Here is a 23648-nt window from a genome sequence, read left to right on the forward strand (position 1 = left end):
TTGGTGTGTTTTCTACTGGATATTATCACATACTTATGAAACGTAAATCTATAGAAAATAACTGGTAAAAAAAGACCGCTCCTCTCTGTACGAAAGGAACGGTCCAGCCCGATTAACGGGAACCTGTATCGTATGGCTTACCGGAAGCTGCTGGAGCGCTGGAGCGGCCCACAAAACCGGCAAGAACGAAAATGGTCAGGATATATGGAAGCATGTAAATAAATTCAATCGGTACATACTTGGTAAGACCAAACACCTGCACCAGGGACTTGACCGCTTGTGCAACCCCGAAGAAGAGCGCCGCGCCCATTGCCCCTACCGGATGCCATTTACCGAAGATCATCGCAGCGATTGCGATAAAGCCTTGGCCGGATACGGTATTGTGCGAGAAGTTGGAGGTTGTGGTCAACGCAATGGTTGCACCACCCATAGCCGCCAGAGCACCGGAGAGAATCACGGCGATGTAACGGGTACGGTTAACGTTGATCCCCACGGTATCTGCTGCACGCGGGTGTTCACCTACGGCACGAATGCGCAGACCGAATGGAGTTTTGTAGATCACATACCAAGCAACGAAGACGAGGATAAACGCGATATAACTGGTTGGATACGCTTCAAAGATAGCGTGACCCAGAACTGGAATATCAGAGAGAACAGGAATTTCCCATTTGGAGAATACCACTTTAAGCGTTTCCGTCTGACCTGCACCGTTAAAGATGATTTTGGTCAGATAAACAGCCAGACCTACAGCGAGGAAGTTCAGCGCCACACCACTTACGGTTTGGTCGGATTTGAAGGTGATCGATGCAACCGCGTGTGGAAGAGAGAAAATCGCACCCGCGATGACCGCTGCCAAGAGACCAAACCAAGGAGCCAGCTCAGATGGTTGCATGAAGTAGGTAACGACCGCTCCCGCGAAAGCACCGATAACCATCATCCCCTCCAGCGCGATGTTAACCACGCCGGAACGCTCAGAGAAAACCCCACCCAGTGCCGCAAAAATGAGCGCTGTCGAGAACACGATTGTGTCATGAATCAAGTTACTGATAATCATTCCCCAGTCCATGGACTAGACCGCCTCCTTTTTCTTGCGGTTAAGCACAGGTTTGAGGAAAAGACGAACGATACCGTGTGCAGCAACGAAGAAGATAACAGAAGCGATTACGACACGGATCAATTCAACTGGTACCCCAGCACCGAATTTCATACCGGTTGCACCAAATGTCAGGATACCGAACAGTATCGCACCGAGTACGACACCAAACGGAGTATTACCACCGATCAGCGCCACCGCGATCCCGTCGAAGCCATACCCCGGAAGTGCAGCCATAACAGCTTGGTAATGGAAGACACCGAGTACTTCACACGCACCGCCAAGACCTGCGAACAAACCACCGATGAACATCGCTTTTACAACGTTTCGGTTAACGTTCATCCCTGCATACTCAGATGCATGCGGGTTAAGACCTACTGCACGAAGCTCAAAACCGGTTTTGGTTTTCCACAGGATGACGAAGAACGCAACCGCTCCCAAGAGAGCAATCGCAGTACCCCAGTGGAGACGCGCACTGTCAAACATTTGGGAGAGCCAGCCAATGGTCAGCACGGCAGAGTCCTTGATGTTTTCAGAGCGTTGTTGTCCTTCTGGAACGAGGAAGGTTTGCAGAACCCAGTTGGCAAAATACAGAGCAATCCAGTTCATCATAATGGACGTAATAACTTCGTGAACGCCACGGGTTGCTTTGAGCCAACCAACGAATGCACCCCACAGACCACCTGCGATACCGCCGATCAAAAGAGCGACAACCGCGTGGATTCCAGGAGGCAGATCGAACACCACGCCTGCGTAGACGGATGCGATCATACCGATAACTAACTGACCTTCTGCCCCGATGTTAAACAGACCGGTACGGAAAGCGAACGCAACAGACAAACCTGTAAAAATCAACGGTGTAATCTGTCTAATTGTTTCACCGAAGTTGTAGACATCACCAAATACTTTTTCGAGAAGCGATTGGTACGCCAAGATCGGGTCGAACCCGCCGGCGAGCATAGCAATCGCTCCACAAATCAGTCCAAGGAGAATGGCTACAAGCGGGACTAGAAACGAGTCCTTCGTAAAAATGCCAATCACCTTATTCAACGCTTGTCCCTCCTTGTGTACGTTTACTACCCGCCATCATCAGACCCAGCTCTTGCTCGTTGGTCTGTTTCGGATCAACGATACCTACGATCTGGCCCTCATAAATAACAGCGATGCGGTCGGAGACATTGAGGATCTCATCAAGCTCGAAGGATACGAGCAGAACCGCTTTTCCTTTATCACGTTGTTCCACCAGACGTTTGTGGATGAACTCAATCGCCCCTACGTCAAGACCACGAGTCGGCTGTGCTGCAATCAACAGTTCAGGATCCTTGTGAACCTCACGGGCAATGATCGCTTTCTGCTGGTTACCACCAGAGAGTGCGCGTGCCGGTGTGTGAATGCTTGGTGTACGAACGTCAAACTCTTGAATCAGCTTGGCTGCATGGCTCTCGATCGCGTTGTAATCCAGGAAGCCGCCTTTGTTGAATTCTTTATGGAAGTAGGTCTCCAACACCATGTTCTCACTCATGGTAAAATCGAGTACCAGACCGCGCTTATGACGGTCTTCTGGAATGTTAGAAAGACCAGACTCAGAGATTTCACGTGGTAATTTGTTCGTGATATCTTTATCGCGAAGCTTGATCGTACCGCCTTGTGACTTACGCAGACCGGTAAGTACCTCGATCAATTCACTTTGACCGTTACCGTCTACGCCGGCGATCCCGAGAATCTCACCTGCACGTACATCCAGGCTGATGCCTTTGAGTGCATTGACGCCACGGTTGCCCATTGCGGTCACATTTTGTACAGAGAGAATGACTTCTTTTGGCTTGGCTTCTGTTTTCTCAACGTGGAAATTGACTTCACGTCCGACCATTTTGGCCGCCAGTTCGTCAGGATTTGTATTTGCAACCGATAATGTATCGATGGTTTTTCCGCGTCGAATGATGGTAACGCTATCACAAACCGCCATGATCTCTTTCAGTTTGTGGGTAATCAAGATGATGGTTTTGCCTTCTTTCACGAGATTATGCATGATCTCAATAAGTTCGTGAATCTCTTGAGGCGTCAATACTGCGGTCGGTTCGTCGAAAATGATAATTTCTGCACCACGATAAAGGGTTTTGAGGATTTCTACACGCTGCTGCATCCCGACAGAGATGTCCTCAATCTTCGCGTGGGGGTCTACCATCAAGCCATACTGTTTCGAAAGATTCTCAACATCTTTTGCTGCTTTGGCAATGTCAATACTCATGCCTTTTTTGGGTTCTTTACCAAGTACAATGTTTTCAGTGACTGTAAACGGTTCAACAAGCATGAAGTGTTGATGCACCATCCCGATGCCAAGTTCGTTGGCTACGTTAGGGCTGGTGATATTGACTTTTTGGCCGTTGATGAGGATGTCCCCTTCTTCCGGCTGATAGAGACCGAACAAAACGTTCATCAGCGTTGATTTACCTGCACCGTTTTCACCCAGCAGGGCATGGATTTCACCCTTTTTTACTTTCAACTGAATGTTGTCGTTTGCGATAATCCCTGGGAACCGCTTCGTGATCCCGCGCATTTCTACTACGATATTTTCCTGAGTCAAGTGATTCACCCCGATTTGTGTGGGTTAGTAAACTACATAGGTTTTGAGGAAAAAACAAGGCTAGTTCGCAAACTAGCCTTGTCTCTTCTCGTCTGACAATGTGCTGCGGCTTACTTCTTTTCTGGTGCTTCTGGTACAGTGATTTCGCCTTTGATGATTTTTTCTTTGAACTCATCAACTTTTTTCAGAACTTCAGCAGGAACTGTGTCTTTAGAAGTTTCAGGGAGACCTACACCGTTTTCAGCAAGACCAAGACGTACGATTTTACCGCCTTCGAATTTACCTTCAGCATAGTCTTTGGATACACGGTATACCGCTTCGTCAACACGTTTCATCATAGAAGTAAGGGTGATTTCTTTACCAAAAGTAAGGGATTGGTCTTTGTCAACACCGATTACCCATACGTTTTCGCCTTTAGCTTTACGGTCTTTTGCTTCGTTGAACACACCGTCACCGGTAGCACCAGCGGCGTGGAACACGATGTCAGCGCCTTGGCCGTAGAGAGTGGATGCAGTAGATTTACCAAGGTCAGGCTTGTCAAATGCACCTGTGTAGATTGGTACTACTTGCACTTCTGGCTTCGCAGCTTTTACACCTGCGATGAAACCTGCTTCGAAACGGGAGATAACTGGGATATCCATACCGCCGACGAAACCTACTTTACCGGTTTTGGTCATTTCCGCAGCTACTACACCTACGAGGAACGCGCCTTCTTGCTCTTTGAAGAGTACGCTTTCAACGTTTGGTGCTTGTACTTCTGCGTCGATGATCGCCAATTTCGCGTCAGGGTTTTGCTCAGCTACTTGTTTCAAGTGGTCGCCCATGATGAAGCCAATACCCCAAGTGAGATCCCATTTGTCTTTAACAAATTGGTTGAGGTTAGGTACGTAGTCAGCATCACCAGCGGACTGGATGTATTGAACTTCGTGACCTGTATCGTTTTTGAGCTTGGTCAGACCTTCCCATGCGGATTGGTTGAAGGAGTTGTCGTTAACACCGCCAACGTCAGTAACCATACCAACACGGATTTTCTTTTGTTCGCCGCCTGCTTGACCTTGTTCTGCATTTCCACCGGCTTGGTTTGGTTGTTCTGCTTTACCACAACCAGCGAGAGCAAGGGAAAGGCTCAGGGTTGCAACAGAAAGAACGGAAAAGACCTTTTTCATTTTTCTTATACCCCCAGTATTAATATTTCAAGCTAGAAATAATTGGTCGTTATACTAATAGGATGTATAGTCATCTTTTTTGTCGAACGACCACGAATTTCCGCTAGTCCGTAGAAATTTTACCCTATGAAAGTAGATATATGCAAGCAAATATTTTTTGCTGATTTTTATTACACTGTATTTTAGGTAGTATGGTTGAAATTAGCCAGGGATCGAATTCTCCGGTGTCGGCCGTGGAATCCGCACCTCACGCGGTTTGCTGCCTTCATACGGCCCTACTACGCCCTGTGATTCCATCATATCTATCAACCTGGCGGCGCGGGTATATCCGACACGCAGACGGCGCTGTAAAAGCGATGCTGATGCGGTCTGAGCCTCTGCCACACACTGGACAGCCTGGTCGTACATATCGTCGTCGATCACAGGTCCGTTGTCTCCTCCGACTTCTTCTGGGATCATCTCTTCGTTGTACTTGGCTTCCTGCTGTTCCTTGACGAAGTTGACGACTTCCTCGACTTCTTTATCGGATACAAACGCACCTTGAACACGCACAGGCTTGGAAGCACCCATCGGTAAAAACAGCATGTCACCGCGTCCTAACAGCTTCTCGGCCCCTGCCATATCCAAAATTGTACGGGAGTCAGCCATCGCAGATACCCCGAATGCAATCCGGGACGGAATATTGGCCTTGATCACCCCTGTGATTACATCAACAGACGGGCGCTGGGTAGCGATGATCAAGTGAATTCCTGCCGCACGGGCCATCTGTGCGAGACGGCAGATCGCATCCTCTACCTCGCCTGGTGCGACCATCATCAAGTCGGCCAGTTCGTCGACGATGACGACGATATAAGGGAGCGGCGTGCCTTTTGCTCCTTGCTCGTTTTGGTCGCGGATCATCTGGTTGTACATCTCGATGTTGCGGCTGCCCGTCTTGGAGAACAGCGTGTAGCGGCGTTCCATCTCTACAACTACCTTTTTGAGCGCAACAGAAGCACGGCGCGGGTCTGTCACGACAGGAGCCAGCAGATGTGGAATGCCGTTGTAGACGTTCAATTCTACCATTTTCGGGTCAATCATCATCAGCTTGACTTCATTCGGCTTCGCGTTAAACAGGATACTCATAATCAGACCGTTGACACAGACGGATTTCCCGCTCCCTGTCGCACCGGCTACCAGCAAGTGCGGCATCTTGGCCAAGTCTGCCACAATCGGCTCACCGGAGATGTCACGGCCTAAGCCGACAGTCAGCTTGGAGCTGGCGTCTGCATATTTGCTGGTCTCTAGTACCTCGCGCAGCGATACTACGGCTACCTCTGTGTTGGGTACCTCAATCCCGATCGCGGATTTGCCTGGGATCGGTGCTTCGATCCGGATGTCCTTGGCAGCGAGGGCCAGTGCCAGGTCATCGGTCAGACTGACAATCCGGCTTACCTTGACCCCGACAGCAGGCTGCACTTCATAGCGGGTCACGGCCGGACCACGGTGTACCTCAGAGACCGTTGCACTTACACCGAAGCTTTTTAAGGTATTGACCAGCTTAATCGCGTTAGACGTATGGTCAACGTCCTTGCCTGATGGACTGGCTTTGGGACGGGCCAGCATCTTGATGTCTGGGATGACATAGGTATCGATGACTTCTTCCTCATCTTCCCCAAGGCTCAGATTGACAGAGACGTCCCCTTCCTCTCCTGCAGTGGCGGTCTTACGCTGTGCCACCTGAACGGTAATCTGCGGCGAAGCCTCTTGCGGAATCGGAGAAAACGGCAACTCGTCCTCTTCCCGATGAATCCGCTCGGTAAAGTCACGGATGACCGGCGGAGGTACCACCTCATCCTCCTCGTCATCGGTAAACACCGGACGCTGATGGTCCACGATGACCGGTGCTACCACAGCAGGCTTGACCTGTGCCTGCTGCATCGCCTGCTCCTCCTGCTGTGCTTCCTGTTCTTGACGGCGCCTCTCCCCCTCTTCATGGAGTAAGACAATGGATTCCTTCACCGAAGATTTGACACGCGTATAGCTATTACCTATCTTATTTCGGATAAACAAAAATACGTCAACATACGAAAAATTAAATAGAAACATGAGTCCAATCAGCATTAACAGTACGATAATCAGCCCGGTACCGATTGTTCCTACCAGCATATTGGTAAAAGCAAAACAAATGGCGCCTACCATCCCGCCGCCAAGACTGGTTGGCAAAACCTTTTGACTTTGGCCGGCCAAGATTCTGTCCCAAGTCACCCGGATAATCGACTGGTCAGCGAACCTGCCGTCCGCCGTAATCAGCTTGTACATCAAGAGATGATCCCAGATCAGCACAGCCACAAAAAACAAGAGACAGCCGATCACTTGCGGTGTCAGACGCGGCACTTGACGGGTAAACATCATCACAAGCGATAAAATGATCAATAAGAGCGGAATCATAAAGTCCCAGGAACCGGCAATAAACCGAAATAAAAACGTAAGGACTTCCTTGCCCAGCCAGCCGCTTTCCAACAGTCCGATCAAGCTGATGGCAATCACGATCAGCCCGGCCAGTTCAAGCTTTATCGTCTGCGCCCATGCTGCTTGTGAGCTCGCTTTTCTGTCTTTTCTGCCCATGGGCTTACCGCCTCCTGTGGATAAGAATGAAAAGGCAGCCGATGAAGTCTCGGCTGCATGTTCGCACATATCCTTATTATACCACAGGAAAATAGAAGAAATACAGAACCTATACCTACTACGACATGCTCGGACGGAAAAAAATCTTTTGCCCTGGCGCATAGCTGGGATTGAGATAATCCTGCGGGTTCGGGCTGATCAGCCGCACAATTCTACCCTCATATGCCCCTGTCGGCTCAACCAGCATGGTCATTCCACCCTGCTGAATCTCTTGAATCTCTTGCTTTTCTACCTGCTCCATGTTGGCAAAGATCAGCTCCATCGGCATCGCAGAGTAGATGATCATTGCAGCACACCCTCTTTTTTGGTACGTGCCTGTTCCATCAGCTGATTCAATTTTTTCAGAGCAGGTCCAAGTCCGCCTACTTCATCAATGAGACCGTACTTCACCGCATCATGCCCGATGACATTGGTCCCGATATCACGGGTCAACTCGCCGGTACGGGTCATCAGGTCACGGAACTGCTCCTCGGTAATCTTGGAGTTGCGGGCAACGAACTGAACCACGCGGTCTTGCATTTTGTCGAGGTACTCGAAGGTCTGCGGGACACCGATGACAAGACCAGTCAGACGGATCGGGTGAATCGTCATCGTCGCCGTCTCTGCAATGAAGGAATAGCTGCCAGACACTGCAATCGGCACACCGATACTGTGACCGCCGCCGAGCACGAGGGTGACAACCGGCTTGGAGAGCGAGGCGATCATCTCCGCGATGGCAAGACCTGCTTCTACGTCACCGCCCACGGTATTGAGAATGACCAGGACGCCTTCAATCTTGTCATTCTGTTCGGCTGCTACGAGCTGCGGGATGAGGTGCTCGTACTTGGTCGTCTTGTTCTGCGGCGGCAGCTGGATATGCCCCTCCACCTGACCGATGATCGACATGCAGTAGATGTTGTTTTCCATCGACGGCACATTGGTCTGGCCGAACTGGGTAATGGTATCCATAATGCGCTTTTTCGGGTCATCAGAAGCACCAGGTTCGGTTGCCGGAGCGGCCTGTGGCGCCACAGATGGTGCCTGCGGCTCTGGAGACATCGGCGGCTGCTGTGGAGGCTGCTCCTGATTGCGATCTTGGTTATTTGTTGTGTTGAATGGTGGCTTATTTAAAAATTCGTTTAGCGGCATATGTAGTACCTCCTGTTTGGACTCCCGCTTAGTATTGTTCGCCCAAGGGAGATTCATGCACGGTTGGTAGAGATTTCGGTATACCAAAAAGACATCGATCATGATGAACGATGCCTTATCTTTCAAAATAGAATTGTATACTTTATTTCGTTACAAACCACAAAATCAGAAAAACCATAGCAACACCAAGCCATATAAACGGCTCTATCTTGGTCCAAATTTTCAAACCACCATCTCTCCCTCATTCAATTAACATGCAGAATACCATTTTGTAGGTACATACATGATACAATCAAGATAAACACCACAGCCTTTGTCTTGATTGATAAATGACCACATACTGTAACCTGCTGTAGCTGTAATAAAGCTCCCTAACCATGATGGAGGAGTAATTGCAAAGTGTTTTAGTGATGCTAAAAGTGCTGCGTTAAATCCAGCAACACCAACTCCATATAAGTAAAGAAGAGCCAAAAACCTTGAATAACAAGGTTTTTGGCTCTTTGTACAAACAAATCAAACTACACTTCCATGATAATCGGCAAGATCATCGGACGGCGGCGCGTCTGCTCGTAGAGGAAACGGCCCAGTGTATCTTTGACGTTATTTTTGAGGGATGACCACTCGTTGACGTTTTCATCCATACATTTTTGCAGTGTTTGGGAGACAATACGATTCGCTTCATCCAGGAGCTCCTCGGATTCGCGTACATAGACGAAGCCACGGGAGATGATATCTGGACCAGAGAGGATCGTACCGTTTTGTTTGCTAAGCGTAACCACAACTACCAGAATTCCATCTTGGGAAAGCAATTTGCGGTCGCGCAATACGATGTTACCTACGTCACCAACACCCAGACCATCGATGAGGACATTGCCTGCTGGCACTTTCGGACCGTAGCGTGCTCTGCCACCCTGGATCTCGACGGTATCCCCGTTGTCTAAGAGGAAGATGTTTTCCGGTGCTACCCCTACCTGCTCAGCCAGAATGCCATGCATACGAAGCATACGGTACTCCCCGTGAATCGGGATGAAGTACTTCGGTCTGATCAGGTTGAGCATGAGGCGAAGCTCTTCTTGGCTGCCGTGACCGGATACGTGAACAGTTCCACTCGGACCATGACCGCCATAATAGACATCTGCGCCTGCTCGGGCAAGGGCGTCAATCGTACGCGCCACATATTTTTCGTTACCAGGAATTGGTGTAGCTGCGATAATCACTGTATCTCCAGGCATCATTTCAATTTTCCGATGGGCGGATCGGGCAATACGGGTAAGCGCTGACATTGGCTCCCCTTGACTTCCTGTAGATAAGATGCAGGCTTTATCAGCCGGTAATTTATTAATTTCATCGATATCAACAATGAGACCTTCAGGCACTGTGAGGTAACCCAAATCAATACTGATATTAATCACGTTGACCATGCTGCGTCCGACCAGGGCCACTTTACGGTCGTACTCCATGGCTGCTTCTAGTACAGTCTGGATACGGTGTACGTTGGAAGCGAAGGTGGAGACGATGATACGTCCTTCCGCCTTGTTGAATACATCACGAATCGCTGTGCCAACAGAACGTTCGGAGCCAGTAAAGCCCGGACGCTCAGCATTGGTGGAATCCGAAAGAAGCGCGAGTACGCCACGCTCACCGATCTCAGCCATTTTGGCGATATCGGCAGGCTCATTGTTCACAGGTGTCTGGTCAAACTTAAAGTCACCGGTGTGGACAACATACCCTTCTGGAGTGTCCAAGCATACCCCGACAGAATCAGGGATACTGTGGTTGACCCGGAAGAACGTCGCTTTCATGCAACCCAGCTTGATTTCGGAGTCTGCGTTGATGAGGTGTCGCGTCGTTGTGTTTAGTATGCCCGCTTCCTTCAATTTTGCATCAATCAAACCGAGAGTAAGTTTGGTAGCGTAGACAGGAACATTCAGGTGACGCAAAACATAGCTGAGTCCACCGATATGGTCTTCATGTCCATGCGTAATAATGATGCCTCGTACCTTGTCGCGGTTTTCCTCAAGGTAGGTGATATCCGGAATCACCATATCGATGCCAAGCATCTCCTCCTCAGGGAACTTCAAACCTGCGTCGATTACGACGATGTCATCGTCGCTTTGTACCACGTACATGTTCTTCCCAATCTCGCCAACTCCGCCCAGTGCGAAAATGAGAACACGATGATTTGACTTGGACAATGAATAAACCTCCTATATTTAGTTGTCGTTACACTTAAACAACCGCCCCAAATCACTTGGATTTATTATACTCTATGGGGTAGGAGGAATACAAGTAAGATGTGGAAAAAGCCTAATTCTCTTTTAACATCCAAACTGGAATGTTAAAGGTTTCCTTGCCTGCAAATTCAAATCTTTTTCTGAAACCAATACCATCAGGATCAGAAATAATACTGTGTTTGTCAAATAAACCTATAATTAAATGTCCCTCTGGATCATCTTCTCTAACTAATTTCAACCACCAATTCAAAACAATTTCCTTATCTTCAGATAACTTAATCCGTTTAATTAACTCATTTGCCTCTTTCCAATCATTATTTTGACTGATAATCAGCAGGGCTTTATTTACAATCGCAAATGGGTCTCCTTCCTCTAATCCTTGACGAAGAAGTATATCATATTCTGGAATATCGGATTCGTCCACGATCTCATTTCTTCTTTTTAAGTAACAAAGGTTAATTCCAGCACCAGAATGACCTAATTTAAAACTTTTTAATAGGGGACTCTTAGCCAATTTCTTATTTCCAATGTTTACAAAATTATATGCGATTGCATTATAAGCCTGAGATACAAAATATGTTAAAGAAGCATCTTTTTCACATAAACTCACTATTTCCTCATACAGAGTTATGGCCTCTTGATAATAAGATCTATTAGACAAATGGGAAGCTAATTCGATAAGAGAAGATGCAACTATTTTCTTAATATTACTATCTTCTTCATCTTTATTATTAGTTATTAGGTTTCTATATTCATTTATCCCCTCTGTTTGACATCCCATTTCTAATAATAAACTGGCTTTATGAAAGGAAGCTTTAATATTAACAATTTTTATATCAGAACTAAAATGATTTCCAAATTCAATTGTTATCTTCTCAAATATGGCTAATGCAGCATCTTTTTCTCCAATTTCCTCCAATATTAATCCTTTAGTTAACAGTGCCTCCGCTTTACATTGCACAAAATCTTCACTATTTTCATTTATAAGTCGATTTAATAAGTCTTCGTATGTTTCTAAAGCATTTGTATTTTCACCTAACTTATGATGTGCAATTCCTTTATTCATCAATCCTTGAGCTACAATTATCTTAATTGTAGGTTCTATGCTATCTTTATACAACATGTCCAAGAAACTTAACGTTTCAACAGCTCCTTGCATCTGATCATTCTCAAAATGTACTTGAGCTTTTTTAATTAATGAACTGGCAACGATTTCCCTAATTCCTACATCGTTTTCCTTGTTGAATTTGTCCACTAAATTATCAATAACTTCAAACATCTCTTCATTTCGACCGTCAGCTGATAGAACTATTGCTTGATTATGCATAGCTGCTGTAACATATTTTTTTAAATGTTCTTGTTCGGTATTTGAATAATTATTACTTATCTCCATATAAACATCAATTGAACTTTGATAATGCGCCATTTCATTAAACAATAATAAAGCTTTATTTACCATGGCTCTTAGCATCATCTCTTCTGTATACGAAGTGAAATTCGTTTTACAGTATAATATAAATGAATTAAATGTTTCGAGCGCAACTTCGTGATTTCCTAAACTTATATGTACCAAACCTTTAGAATTATATGCATTACAAACTGCTTGAACAGTGGTTTGGTCTTCATAATGTTGATTTTCTAAAATAAACAGCTCGTAAGCTTCAACTGCTTCTTTTTTATATCCCGTTATTTCCAATAGAGTCGCTTTATGCAAGTTGATATCGTTGATTAATTCTCTAAATGTGTACTTTGACATCTTAGGTAATATTACTTCAATTCTTTCGTAGACTTGTAATGCATCTCCAAACTGTTCTAGTCCTTGTAATGCAATTGATTTTCCATACAATAAACTAATATCAAAAAGAACGTTAGAACTATCAGTATATTCATGCTTTCCCAACAATTCATCGTAATAATTAATAGCTTCTTCATATCTTTTTGCCCGATTTAAACCATTCCCTTTTTCAATTAACGCTAATTCACTTACTGCTGTAATCTCTTGATATCCATTAATTACTTCATCCAAAGATTGCAGTGCCTCATCATGAAAACCTTGCTCCCCCATAGTTGTTGCTTTATATACCAAAGCTTTAGCAGCTTGCTCCTGAAGAGAAGGTACCTTAGAGTCTCCAAACTTATTAAATATGTTCTCATAAATCTCTATTGCTTCCGAATGTCTAGATAGTATATGCAAAGATAACCCTTTATTTCGCAATGCATTCGCTACTGTTTCCTCTAGCTTAGTGTCTTGTTCATTTTGATATCTGTCTATTAATGTTTCATAAATTAAAATAGCTTGTTCAGGAAGATGATTCCCATTTAATATTGAACCTTTAAATAACATAGCTTTAGCTACTTGTCTTTTCACTTCTATCTGATCTACTTCAATGTATGTTTGGATCATCTTATCTAATACTTCAAGAGATTCATCTGTCTTTTGAAAATCGAATAAAGTCATCGCTTTATTGTAATATGCTTTAGCAACATTCTTTACAATAGCACGTTCTTCTTCCTTATTGTAATTATTTATCATTACTTCGTACACTAACATTTCTTCAGTATGTTTTAAATTTTTATCCAGTGTCAAAGCTTTATTTAGTAACGCTTCGACAACAAGCACTTTTATAGTAATAATATTACTACTTGAAAACTGGTTAATTACTTCATCAAAAAGCATAATCCCTTCATCATAAACCTTCTTATACACAAGTATTCTTCCTTTACCGATTAAAGCCGCTGCTAAAAACTCATATAGAGTAACATCATTTGCTTCATGCAAATGCAATCTTAATCCGTTTATTATATCTATAACTAGATCGTACCCTGCATAATCTTCTTTTAATTCTTCACAAGCTGCTAATAATACCTCAATTAATTCTTTTTGATCTTGAATTGGTAAAGAAATATGATAGATGCCCTTCGCTTCATTAATGGCATTTTTATATTTTGACTGCCTAACCATCTCCCTTAGCTCTTCAATTAAAGGATTGGTATTATAATCTTTACTTTCCTTTGCTTTTTCTAGTCGGAGTATAGCTTGTTTCAAAAAGTATTTAGTCTCCTCTGGTTCATTACTATCTTTAATATCAAAAGCTTTAATTAGTTTTTTAACAAAGAAGTTAATAGGGTCTCTAGTGATTTCAGGAGACGAAATATTAAACTTTTTTATTAAAGCCTCAAACACTGTACGCGCGTCCAGAACGATTTCTTTATCCTCTTTATTTTTTACCTTATCACTTTGTTTTTGCAACTCGGCTTCTAAAACATTGTACTTACTATCTTTTAAAACATCTTTTTGCATTATCATATTTGGCAATTGCGATTTTAACGCAGGTATAACAAAATACACATCCGGATGTTCGATTAGCCATCCTGGTAATTGATTAATGTCAGATTGTTTATAACACATCCAATACACATTATATGGCAACGAACTCTCTAATCTCCGTTTTAATGAACTCATAATTACATCGTTTTCCCAACCACTATAGCCGACGACTATTGGAGACCTCCTGTAGAGAAGTGATTCAACAAAAAAGGACATAGTTTTATTACTCTGTAATTTTTTCTCTGCACGCTGAACAATCTCTCCCTTTAAATTACAGCAATCATAAAACCAATATGTTCCATGAACATGGACTATTTGTATGTCTTCACTTTCTGTATTAATTTTTTCAACCGTATGAGGGTGATCCGATACAACATGACTAATTCCAAATTCATTAAGGGCTCTTGATAAAAAATCATCAAAGTTGGGTGTGATAACTAAATTTGTTACAACTTTTTCAGATAACAAATGTGCCAGCTTAAAATTAGCAGTAGAAATAGGCTTTCCTATTATTAGATCTTTTAAGTATTTTTGTCTTTGGTATCTATTCGGATAAGCTAACTCAAACCAATCTGAATATGAATCCTCTGTAGACTTATCATCTGGTTCTTTAGTCTTATCAACCCGCCCCAAATGCCTTGCTTTTTCTTTACAATGATTGATAATATCTTTTGCCAATGGCGTAGATGGAACTGATATGCCAGCCCCAACCAGAAAAAAAAAGGGGGATTTTTCACCACTTCCAGTATCAATACAAGCTTGATAAATTTGGTTAATCGCAACGTCTAATTCAATACATTTTGCTAAATCGGTCTTTTCATTTTTACTCACAAGATCACCTCATAGTAACTACTGATTATGACTATTATACTGTTATCCTAGAAGAAAATGGTAGAGCGTTTGTTGTTATTCGATAAAAAGTGTATTCTCATATTCAGTTAAAAACCATAATTACATACCATGGAGTTGCATTGCGAACTTGAAGTACTAAATAAATATAGATAGTTCCACTCTTCCCCTCCTCCATCCGTCCAATCCCCTCACCCCTCCCCTACATACTCTGTAAAGTACTACGCAACCAAACCGAAAACCAATCAGGAGGGGATTGTACATGTCTCAATTCGAAGACAAAGTGTTTGAAGCCGCTAAGGCCAGCATGAAAAAGGTGAATGTTCCATCTGGATTAAAACCAGAGCCGTTCATCCGTGAAGACGGTGTGCTGTATAGCATGTGGCGCGGTGAGTCGAAAGCAGACGGCTCCAAAGACGTGTACTACCGCGAGATATACCGTCAGTCTTAACTGATCGGTATCGGGTAAGGTAAGGAACAACAAAGCGCTGTATGTACGCTCCGTAGTGCCTGGTCAGGCATCTCTGCGATAGTTTGCGAACGCAAAGGAAATGTAGGGCGGGGGCGATCATTGCTCCGTCCTCTTTTCTTTTTAGCTGCAATCTGGTTCCATTCGTTGTTCCGTGCATCCAACAACCACTTACACCGCTTGCCAAACTTCCCCTAGAAAACGCAAAAAAGAGCCTGTCATTATAACAGACTCTTTTCCATATACGATTACATCTTTTAAGGTACGTATGCTTCTTATCCGTACCTACTGCTTAATCAAAGAGAAAAGCAATACGGCAGGATTCCCCCACCATACTTATCCCAACAGGGAGTATACAAACGCCTTCTCTTCATCATTCAGCTCAACCAATGGCAGACGTACACCGCCAACATCCACGCCCATTTTGTTAAGCGCAGCTTTGACAGGTGTCGGAGATGGATACTTAAACATCCCTTCAAATACCGGTACGAGCTTGCGGTGGATATCCGCTGCTTTGCGTACTTCGCCGTTGAAGAAAGCGTTTACCATCTCTGTCATTTCTTTCCCAATCACGTGGCTGGTTACAGAGACGACACCAGCACCGCCGATTGCGAGGATTGGCAGAGTGAGGCCATCGTCGCCGGAGTATACTTCGAAGCCTTCTGGGGCGTGCTCGATGATCTGGGAGATCTGTGTGAGGTTGCCGGAAGCTTCTTTGGTGCAGACCACGTTCGGGAGCTCTGCGAGGCGCAGAGTGGTCTCAGCGGTCATGTTGACGACGCTGCGGCCTGGTACGTTGTAGAGCATGACCGGCAGCATAGTGGACTCCGCTACCGCCTTAAAGTGTTGATACAGACCTTCTTGAGAGGTCTTGCTGTAATACGGGGAGACGATCATGATCGCGTCTACACCTGTCTGGGATGCAGCTTGCGTGAACTCGATCGTCTGCTGGGTGTTGTTGCTGCCTGTACCTGCGACGACTTTGGCACGACCGCCGACGTATTGAGCGACGTGGCGGAAGAGCTTCAGCTTTTCTTCGCCAGTGAGGGTAGGCGATTCACCCGTGGTCCCGCTGACCACGAGTGATTCGCTTCCGGTTTCGAGGAGATGATCGATAAGTCGCTCTGTTTTATCGAAATCGATCTCCAATTGATCGTTAAACGGTGTAACCATAGCTGTTGATAAACGTCCGAACATTGCCACTGCCAATCATTCCTTTCCATACAGTTGACCCTGATTCCTGCTGTCTTTCAGTATTACCTTGTGAGATGGAGTGCAAACTGCTGGTGGAGGGCACGAACGGCATTCACCATATCTTTTGCATGCACCAATACCCAAATCGTCGTGTGCGAGTCAGCAGACTGGAGAATCTGAATATCCTGACTCGTCAAAGCTTCCACGATTTGCGCCATGACGCCTGGTACACCAGCGATACCTGCACCAATCACAGATACTTTTGCACAATGGGGCAGTAGTTGTGGTTCGTATTCCATATCAGTCAGGATCTTGGCTGCCTTTTGCGCCATGTGGTCATGAACTGTATATGCGACGCCGAGTGGATTCACATTGATAAAATCAACCGAGATTCCGTTGTTGGCCATTGCTTTGAATACTTGCAACTGTGTGTCATATTGCCCTTCTTTGGCAAATACTTTAATTTGCGTAATGTTTGGCACATGCGCGATCCCCATGACCAGTCGGTCGCGGACAGCGTCCATGACCTTGCCTGCTTCGTGCAGACTGGTCACAAGCGTGCCTGGCTCCTCGGTAAAGGTGGATCTGACACGGATCGGGACATTCCCCTGCATGGCAATCTCCACGGCGCGGGGATGGATCACCTTGGCTCCCAGATGCGCCATATTGCAAATTTCGGTATAGGTAACCGTAGACAGCGGTTGTGCTTCTTCTACAATGCGGGGATCGGCGGTCATAATGCCGTCTACGTCGGTAAAAATATCGACGATCTCCGCTTGTAAGGCCACACCAAGCGCAGTAGCAGAGGTGTCACTGCCGCCGCGTCCCAATGTGGTAATCTCCCAGTTATCGGTACGGCCTTGAAAACCGGGAACGATGACGACACGCCCTTGGGACAGCTCTTCTTTGATACGAGACGGATCGATGTGTTGGATCTGTGCGTTATTGAAATCGTCGGTAGTCACGATGTTGGCCTGACCACCTGTAAGTATAGTCGATTCGATGCCTTCCGCACCGAGCATGCTCGACATCACGCAGGCTGAGATTATCTCGCCTGTGTGAAGGAGCATGTCGTGTTCGCGGGGGTTTAGCGCATCGCCGTTTTGTTTGATCAGTTGCAGAAGCGTGTCAGTCGCATAAGGGTCACCTTTGCGCCCCATGGCGGAAACGACGACAACGAGGGCGTACCCTTCGGCAAGTGCCTTTTTGATATGTGTGATTGCCCTCATTCGGCAATCTTCTGTGGTGAGAGATGAGCCGCCGAACTTCTGAACAAGTATCTTCATGGTACTTCTCTCCTATTGGTTGGCCTTGATGAGTTCCTCCGCGATTTGCACTGTGTTCCAAGCCGCACCTTTGAGAAGGTTGTCGGAGACGATCCACATATGGAGGCCGCGTGGGTGTGTCAGGTCGCGGCGCACACGTCCGACGAAGACATCAAGTTTGCCTACGCAATCAGCCGCAAGCGGGTATTTTTGTTCATCGAGGTTGTCGACGAGCACAATGCCCGGTGCATTTGCGATCAGAGACTTCACTTCATCGAGATCGTAGTCTTCTTTGAGCTCCACATAAACGGATTCGCTGTGACCGCTCATGACAGGGATGCGGACGCAGGTTGCTGCTACTTGGATGGACTCGTCACCCATGATTTTTTTGGTCTCGTTGACCATTTTCATTTCTTCAAATGTAAAGCCATTGTCAGTAAACACATCGATTTGTGGAATCGCGTTGAAGGCGATTGGATAGTGAACCGGGAGTTTACCTACTGGCAGGATATTCGCTTGTGGCTCTTTACCGTCGAGGATGTCACGGGTCTGGTCAACCAGTTCGTTGATCGCAGATTGACCTGCTCCAGATACAGCCTGATAGGTAGATACGATGATACGGTCGATACCGTAACGGTCGTACAGAGGTTTCAAAGCGGCAACCATCTGAATGGTCGAGCAGTTTGGGTTCGCAATAATCCCTTTATGCTGATGAGCAGCATCCATGTTGACTTCAGGTACAACGAGTGGCACGCCTTCTTCCATGCGGAACGCACTGGTGTTGTCGATACATACAGCACCGCGTTTGGCCGCTTCTGGTGCCAATTGCTTGGAGATCGCGCCGCCTGCGCTGAACAGGGCGTAGTGGATGCCTTCAAAGCTTTCTGGTTTCGCTTCTTCGATCACAACTTCCTGGCCATTAAACGTAACGGTTTTCCCTGCGGAACGGCCGGAAGCGAGCAGTTTCAATTGGGCAATTGGGAAGTTACGCTCCTCCAACAAACGAATGATTTGCTGTCCTACTGCTCCTGTCGCACCAACTACGGCGACATTTACCTTCATCTGGTTCTCCATCTTCGTCTCCTCCTAAAATCGTGCTTCTAGCGTTAGTAGTTAAATCGTTCAATCAGCACAGGTTGCAATTGACGCCCCTCGAGAGCCGCTTCAATGGTCTCCTGGATGAGGTCCATGCGCGCCACGAGTGAGTTGGGCTTTTTCACTGGATCATCCTGACCATATGGAACGAAGTAGATATTCTTAGTGGCCATCAGTTTTGCAATATTAGCTGCGTTTAATCCTAAACCATCATTAGTAGAAATAGCAAGTACCACGGGTCTCAAATTGCGCATTGTCGCTTTTGTCGCCATCAACACGGCACTGTCTGTGATGGCATTGGCCAGGCGGCTGGTGGTATTCCCCGTGCAGGGGGCAATCACCATGACATCAAACAGCTTCGATGGGCCGAGGGGTTCTGCTTCCGGAATCGTCGAGATGATCTTCTCCCCGGTGATCTCCAGCAGCTGCTTCTGCCAGCCTTCCGATGTCCCAAAGCGCGTATCTGTCGTCATAATCGTATTCGTCACAACCGGAACCACCCGTGCGCCTGCATCGACGAGGCGCTGGATTTGCGGCATCGTCTCTTCAAAGGTGCAGTGTGAACCAGTCAACCCGAATCCAATGGTTTTGCCTGTAAGATCGCTCATTTTGATTCCCCCTGGTTATTATTTTGGGCCGCAAGCAAACGGGACAGGGTGTTGGCGATGATCTGTCCTGCGGTCTTCGGTGCTACGATTCCAGGTAAGCCGGGAGCCAAGAGTGCCTTCATCCCCCGTCGTTCCGCATAGCGGAAGTCCGTACCGCCTGGCTTGGAGGCCAGATCGATGATCAGGGTGGATTGTGGCATCTGCGCGATGATTTCAGCAGTTATCACTAGATGCGGTATTGTGTTAAAAATCATGTCAACATTTGAAACGTTCTGCTTTAAGTCTTGAAGGTGGAAGGCCGTTAAGCCCATCTCGTGAATGCGAGCGATATGTTCCGGACTTCTCGCCCCTACTCTTACACGCGCTCCTAATGCATGCAGGGCGCGTGCCATAGACATCCCCACACGACCCAGTCCGAGAACCATGCATTCGGAACCGTGAATCGTAATGTCGGTATTCTGAATCGCCATCATCAATGCGCCTTCCACGGTCGGAATGGAATTGTAGATGGCTACATCATCCCGCTCCAGCAGTTCGACGAAAGGTACTCGTTGGTTCGTGAGCATTGATTTGAGGTATGGTTTTGCGATTCCTGTATAAACGACGCACCCTTTTCGAAGGGAAGCGAAGTGCTCTTCTTCTAATTGGATTGGTTTTGAACAGAAGATGCTCTCAACAAAACCTCTGTCATCTGTACCGACGATGGGGAGGATCAGGGCGTTCACGTCCTTTAACGCTTCGCATGTCAAAGGTTTCTTCGTTGCCCCTGTAAAGCTGCTTTCGAGGTTATCGAAGCCAAACAGGGTAACGGTGGCGTCGAGCTGGATGCATTTTTTAATGACCTCCAACTGGCGCGCATCGCCTCCGACGAAGGCAACATGGATTCCCGTTAGCATGCTGTGTTCCCCTTTCCAAACATTTTACTGCAAGCAAACCTCGAAACGCAAAGGTTTTTCCAATCATCATGACCTACCCACATCGTATTCGACGCCCCATCGTTCGGTGACACACGGCTATTTCAGTGTTGCCTCATTGTTTTGGCCGTTCAGCTCGACGATGATCATCTCCGGCCCAATTTTTACGATAGATGACCACGGGATGACGATATCATCTCTTCTCTTGCCGAAGCCAAAAAAAGAGCCTCCAGGCAGGATAATCGAGCGGATCTCCCCTGTCTGTGGATTGATTTCCATATCAGATTGTCCAATCTGACCGCGTCGCTCCCCATTATCAAGATCAATGATTTCTTTTCCGCTAAATTCACTCAGCCGCATCGGATCGTCCTCCTTAGTTGTACTCGCTATGATATACGCAAAAAAATCCGGGCTATGCCGGATTTTTTCATTAAGAGAGCGTGAAGCGGGCTGTCGCTTCCTGAAGCTTTTGAGAGAGTTCGGACAGATACGCAGCAGATTGTTGAACGTTTTGCAGCGCACGCATCTGATCCTCAGTAGAAGCCGTTACTTCTTCGGCTGCTGCGGCTGCTTCCTGAGATACAGCGGAGATGTGCTGGATCGCAAGGAGAGCACCATCTTTGGCATGGCTGACGAAATCGACTTCACGGGTGAAGACAGAGACTTGCTCGACGATCTCTTGGATGGTGTCCTTGATATCGGCAAAAGCCTTTTCTGTGTCTTCTACCGAAACGTACTGAGTCTCTGCGATCGCGCGCCCTTTGGTCGACATCTCGCTTGCGGCACGGTCTGCTTCCTGCTGGATCGCCTCGATGCGGTGGCGGATATCTTCGGCGGCGCTGTTGGATTGGGCGGCAAGCTTCTGCACCTCACCTGCTACGACCGCGAAGCCTTTTCCGTGTTCACCTGCACGCGCCGCCTCAATCGCTGCGTTGAGGGCGAGCAGGCTTGTCTGGTTGGCGATATCGGTGATGACATTGATGATCACGCTGATTTCTTTGGCACGGGAGTCGAGCGAGTTGATTGCCTGACCGATCGATGCCATGACATCCATGTTCTCGTTGGTTTTTTGTTTGAGATTAGCGACTTGGCGCATCCCCTCCGTGTTGGCTTGGGTAACGCTTTGGCTCAGATCGCTCATTTTTTTGCTGGCTTCATGGAAATGCTCGATGGCTTCAGCCAACTGATTCATCTTCTCATGCCCAACCTCTGACTGCTCGGCCTGATTGACTGAGCCTGCTGCCACTTGACCGATTGTCCGGGTCACTTCTTCGCTCGTATTGACCGCTTGATTGGAGGAGACGGAGAGTTGAGCCGCTGAGGAGGAGACATCCGTAGCCGTAACCACTACCTGTTGGATGAGACCGCTCATCTGATCGGTCATCTGATTGAAGTAATTACCCAGTTGGGCCACTTCATCTTTGCCTTTGACGGATGCTTTGACAGTCAGGTCACCAGAGGCGACACGTCCCATCAGCTTGGTCAGCTGTACGAGTGGGTTGGTGACTCGGGTGGCCCCGAAATAGCTGATCACGATAGAGGCAATCAGCGTGATACCGAATACGAGCAGCACCAGATTGCGGATCTCGTAGAGTTTGGCATAGATCGCATCTGCTTCATAGGCAAAACCGATGATCCAATTCAGCCCGTCAATTTTATGATAGGCCAAAACCTTGTCCGCGTTGTCCAATTGGTACGAAACCATGCCTTCTTTTTCATTGGCATCATAAATTTGTTTGATAAAGTCGTACTTCTCATTCAGGTTTTCACCAACCAACGTTGGGTGAACGAGTGCCACCCCTTTTGGATCCAACAAGAAGACATAGCCGCCAAAGCCTGCTTGAATATTTTTAAAATCAGCCATTAAAGCGTCCAGACTGATGTCTGCACCAAGTACACCGGTTGGTTTTTGGGTAGCAGGGTCAATGACTGCTTTTGCTACGGTAATGATCATTTTTTTGCTGCCGTCTGCGGTGATGTATGGATCGGTCCAGATGGCTTCATCCGGATTTTCCAAGGCACGCTTGTACCACTCACGCTGGCGAGGATCAAAATCTGCTGGAAGGTCTGCCTTTGGCTCGGTAAACATCTTGCCGCTTTCCGTTCCTACATATAGCATCTCGGTGGAAGGATTGACGGTACGGTAGTCCTTGAATTTGTTGTTGAGAAACTGCCAGTTGATCGCTTTTTCTTCAATCTTATAGGCATCATAGTTCAACGCCCAAAGCTTAACCCCTTTAGCATAGTTGTCCAGATAGGTGATAACTGTGTTGCTGGTGGCTTGAAGATTGTCATTGGTTGAATCCATTACGTCACTTTCAATGAAGGTCTTCATTTCGTAGTAATATACAGAACCACTGATGGAAAATGACAGTACCAGGATGATTGCAATATTTAGCAACATTTTGAAACGGATCGAAGTGAATTTCACGGCGCCGTCGCCCTCCCTTTCTTGCTTGTATAACCATTACATTCCTCTGTTTTGATAGTATTAAACTTCTTTTTGTTTTGTAGTTTTTTACAGAAAAAAAGAGGGATTCTTCACAAGGAAGAATGTCCCTCTTTTTCCATTACTTGATCGTGTGGAGACCAGTGGAGCCAAAGCCGCCGCTGCCGCGCTCTGTTTCATCCAAATCGTTTACGACGCTCAGCTCGGCGCGTAGAACGGGCATGAACAGAAGCTGGGCGATCCGATCCCCTTTTTTCACCGTGAAGGATTCGGTCGGATCGAGATTCTGCAGGAGAACCTGTATCTCACCGGTGTAGTCGGAGTCGATCACGCCGACGGCATTGGTCAGCGAAATTCCGTATTTCCAAGCGTTGCCGCTGCGGGGAAAGACGAGTCCGACCACTTCTGGCGTGGGCATCTGAATGGCGATACCAGTCGGGATTTTGACCCGTTCACCAGGTGCAATCACGACCTCCTCCTCGATGGCTGCTGCCAAGTCGAGTCCTGCAGAGCCTGCAGTGGCATAGTACGGGATAGGCAGGTCGGTGCCGATCAGCGGCGAGACCGGTTTGATTTTGATGGATAGCATGGGAACCGTTCTCCTT

18 protein-coding genes are annotated in these 23648 nt (G+C 46.6%); 1 reads left to right on the plus strand and 17 read right to left on the minus strand.

Annotation, left to right across the window (positions count from 1 at the left end):
* Positions 1-112: 112 nt before the first annotated feature.
* The 9 genes from FGI41_RS05440 to FGI41_RS05480 all read right to left on the minus strand — a co-directional run bounded on the left by FGI41_RS05440 (position 113) and on the right by FGI41_RS05480 (position 15031).
* Complete coding sequence (locus FGI41_RS05440; RefSeq protein WP_139488917.1) at positions 113-1066, minus strand: ABC transporter permease; 954 nt, start codon at positions 1064-1066, stop codon at positions 113-115.
* A gap of 3 nt (positions 1067-1069) precedes the next feature.
* Positions 1070-2143, minus strand: a complete 1074-nt coding sequence (locus FGI41_RS05445) for an ABC transporter permease (protein ID WP_139488918.1) — start codon at positions 2141-2143, stop codon at positions 1070-1072.
* Positions 2136-3650 carry an ABC transporter ATP-binding protein gene (locus tag FGI41_RS05450; protein ID WP_139489064.1) on the minus strand — a complete coding sequence of 505 codons (1515 nt, stop codon included), beginning with the start codon at positions 3648-3650 and terminating at the stop codon, positions 2136-2138. The genes FGI41_RS05445 and FGI41_RS05450 overlap by 8 nt, the downstream gene beginning before the upstream one ends.
* A gap of 137 nt (positions 3651-3787) precedes the next feature.
* A complete protein-coding gene (locus tag FGI41_RS05455; protein ID WP_139488919.1) occupies positions 3788-4843 on the minus strand; it encodes a BMP family lipoprotein in 1056 nt (351 codons plus the stop codon).
* Between the two features lie 201 nt (positions 4844-5044).
* On the minus strand, positions 5045-7450 hold the full coding sequence (locus FGI41_RS05460; protein WP_139488920.1) for an FtsK/SpoIIIE family DNA translocase: 2406 nt from the start codon (positions 7448-7450) through the stop codon (positions 5045-5047).
* Positions 7451-7568: 118 nt separating this feature from the next.
* Positions 7569-7796, minus strand: a complete 228-nt coding sequence (locus tag FGI41_RS05465; protein WP_139488921.1) for a YlzJ-like family protein — start codon at positions 7794-7796, stop codon at positions 7569-7571.
* A complete protein-coding gene (locus FGI41_RS05470) occupies positions 7793-8638 on the minus strand; it encodes a ClpP family protease (protein ID WP_139488922.1) in 846 nt (281 codons plus the stop codon). Before FGI41_RS05470 ends, FGI41_RS05465 begins: the two co-directional genes overlap by 4 nt.
* A 518-nt stretch (positions 8639-9156) precedes the next feature.
* Complete coding sequence (locus FGI41_RS05475) at positions 9157-10833, minus strand: ribonuclease J (protein ID WP_139488923.1); 1677 nt, start codon at positions 10831-10833, stop codon at positions 9157-9159.
* 112 nt (positions 10834-10945) lie between these two features.
* The gene (locus FGI41_RS05480; RefSeq protein ID WP_139488924.1) at positions 10946-15031 is read right to left on the minus strand and encodes an SIR2 family protein; all 4086 of its coding nucleotides are present in this window, start codon (positions 15029-15031) and stop codon (positions 10946-10948) included.
* A gap of 280 nt (positions 15032-15311) precedes the next feature.
* Between FGI41_RS05480 and FGI41_RS05485 the strand changes: the two genes are divergently transcribed.
* Positions 15312-15500, plus strand: coding sequence for a hypothetical protein (locus tag FGI41_RS05485; protein WP_139488925.1), 189 nt, complete (start codon positions 15312-15314; stop codon positions 15498-15500).
* A 354-nt stretch (positions 15501-15854) separates the two neighbouring features.
* On the opposite strand, the gene dapA is transcribed toward FGI41_RS05485, so the two are convergent.
* From dapA to dut, 8 genes are all read right to left on the minus strand, one after another.
* Positions 15855-16721, minus strand: coding sequence for a 4-hydroxy-tetrahydrodipicolinate synthase (gene dapA / locus FGI41_RS05490; protein ID WP_139488926.1), 867 nt, complete (start codon positions 16719-16721; stop codon positions 15855-15857).
* Between the two features lie 53 nt (positions 16722-16774).
* A complete protein-coding gene (gene dapG / locus FGI41_RS05495) occupies positions 16775-17998 on the minus strand; it encodes an aspartate kinase (protein WP_139488927.1) in 1224 nt (407 codons plus the stop codon).
* A gap of 12 nt (positions 17999-18010) precedes the next feature.
* On the minus strand, positions 18011-19051 hold the full coding sequence (locus FGI41_RS05500; protein WP_139488928.1) for an aspartate-semialdehyde dehydrogenase: 1041 nt from the start codon (positions 19049-19051) through the stop codon (positions 18011-18013).
* A 32-nt stretch (positions 19052-19083) separates the two neighbouring features.
* Entirely contained in the window at positions 19084-19680 is a 597-nt protein-coding gene (locus tag FGI41_RS05505; RefSeq protein ID WP_139488929.1) for a dipicolinate synthase subunit B, read from the minus strand.
* On the minus strand, positions 19677-20576 hold the full coding sequence (gene dpsA, locus FGI41_RS05510; protein WP_139488930.1) for a dipicolinate synthase subunit DpsA: 900 nt from the start codon (positions 20574-20576) through the stop codon (positions 19677-19679). Before dpsA ends, FGI41_RS05505 begins: the two co-directional genes overlap by 4 nt.
* A gap of 117 nt (positions 20577-20693) precedes the next feature.
* Positions 20694-20954 carry a YlmC/YmxH family sporulation protein gene (locus FGI41_RS05515; protein WP_139488931.1) on the minus strand — a complete coding sequence of 87 codons (261 nt, stop codon included), beginning with the start codon at positions 20952-20954 and terminating at the stop codon, positions 20694-20696.
* Positions 20955-21024: 70 nt separating this feature from the next.
* Positions 21025-23025, minus strand: a complete 2001-nt coding sequence (locus tag FGI41_RS05520) for a methyl-accepting chemotaxis protein (protein ID WP_139488932.1) — start codon at positions 23023-23025, stop codon at positions 21025-21027.
* A 139-nt stretch (positions 23026-23164) separates the two neighbouring features.
* Entirely contained in the window at positions 23165-23632 is a 468-nt protein-coding gene (gene dut / locus FGI41_RS05525; protein ID WP_139488933.1) for a dUTP diphosphatase, read from the minus strand.
* Between the last annotated feature and the right edge of the window lie 16 nt (positions 23633-23648).

This window comes from Brevibacillus dissolubilis (assembly GCF_006170445.1).
Classification (GTDB): Bacteria; Bacillota; Bacilli; order Brevibacillales; family Brevibacillaceae; genus Brevibacillus_B; species Brevibacillus_B dissolubilis.

What these genes read in the sequence shown, in the direction of transcription:
- FGI41_RS05440 (WP_139488917.1), bottom strand. Translation starts at nt 1,066, where the DNA reads ATGGACTGGGGAATGATTATCAGTAACTTGATTCATGACACAATCGTG.
- FGI41_RS05450 (WP_139489064.1), bottom strand. Translation starts at nt 3,650, where the DNA reads ATGCGCGGGATCACGAAGCGGTTCCCAGGGATTATCGCAAACGACAAC.
- FGI41_RS05455 (WP_139488919.1), bottom strand. Translation starts at nt 4,843, where the DNA reads ATGAAAAAGGTCTTTTCCGTTCTTTCTGTTGCAACCCTGAGCCTTTCC.
- FGI41_RS05460 (WP_139488920.1), bottom strand. Translation starts at nt 7,450, where the DNA reads ATGGGCAGAAAAGACAGAAAAGCGAGCTCACAAGCAGCATGGGCGCAG.
- FGI41_RS05465 (WP_139488921.1), bottom strand. Translation starts at nt 7,796, where the DNA reads ATGATCATCTACTCTGCGATGCCGATGGAGCTGATCTTTGCCAACATG.
- FGI41_RS05470 (WP_139488922.1), bottom strand. Translation starts at nt 8,638, where the DNA reads ATGCCGCTAAACGAATTTTTAAATAAGCCACCATTCAACACAACAAAT.
- FGI41_RS05485 (WP_139488925.1), top strand. Translation starts at nt 15,312, where the DNA reads ATGTCTCAATTCGAAGACAAAGTGTTTGAAGCCGCTAAGGCCAGCATG.
- dapG (WP_139488927.1), bottom strand. Translation starts at nt 17,998, where the DNA reads ATGAAGATACTTGTTCAGAAGTTCGGCGGCTCATCTCTCACCACAGAA.
- FGI41_RS05500 (WP_139488928.1), bottom strand. Translation starts at nt 19,051, where the DNA reads ATGGAGAACCAGATGAAGGTAAATGTCGCCGTAGTTGGTGCGACAGGA.
- FGI41_RS05505 (WP_139488929.1), bottom strand. Translation starts at nt 19,680, where the DNA reads ATGAGCGATCTTACAGGCAAAACCATTGGATTCGGGTTGACTGGTTCA.
- dpsA (WP_139488930.1), bottom strand. Translation starts at nt 20,576, where the DNA reads ATGCTAACGGGAATCCATGTTGCCTTCGTCGGAGGCGATGCGCGCCAG.
- FGI41_RS05515 (WP_139488931.1), bottom strand. Translation starts at nt 20,954, where the DNA reads ATGCGGCTGAGTGAATTTAGCGGAAAAGAAATCATTGATCTTGATAAT.
- dut (WP_139488933.1), bottom strand. Translation starts at nt 23,632, where the DNA reads ATGCTATCCATCAAAATCAAACCGGTCTCGCCGCTGATCGGCACCGAC.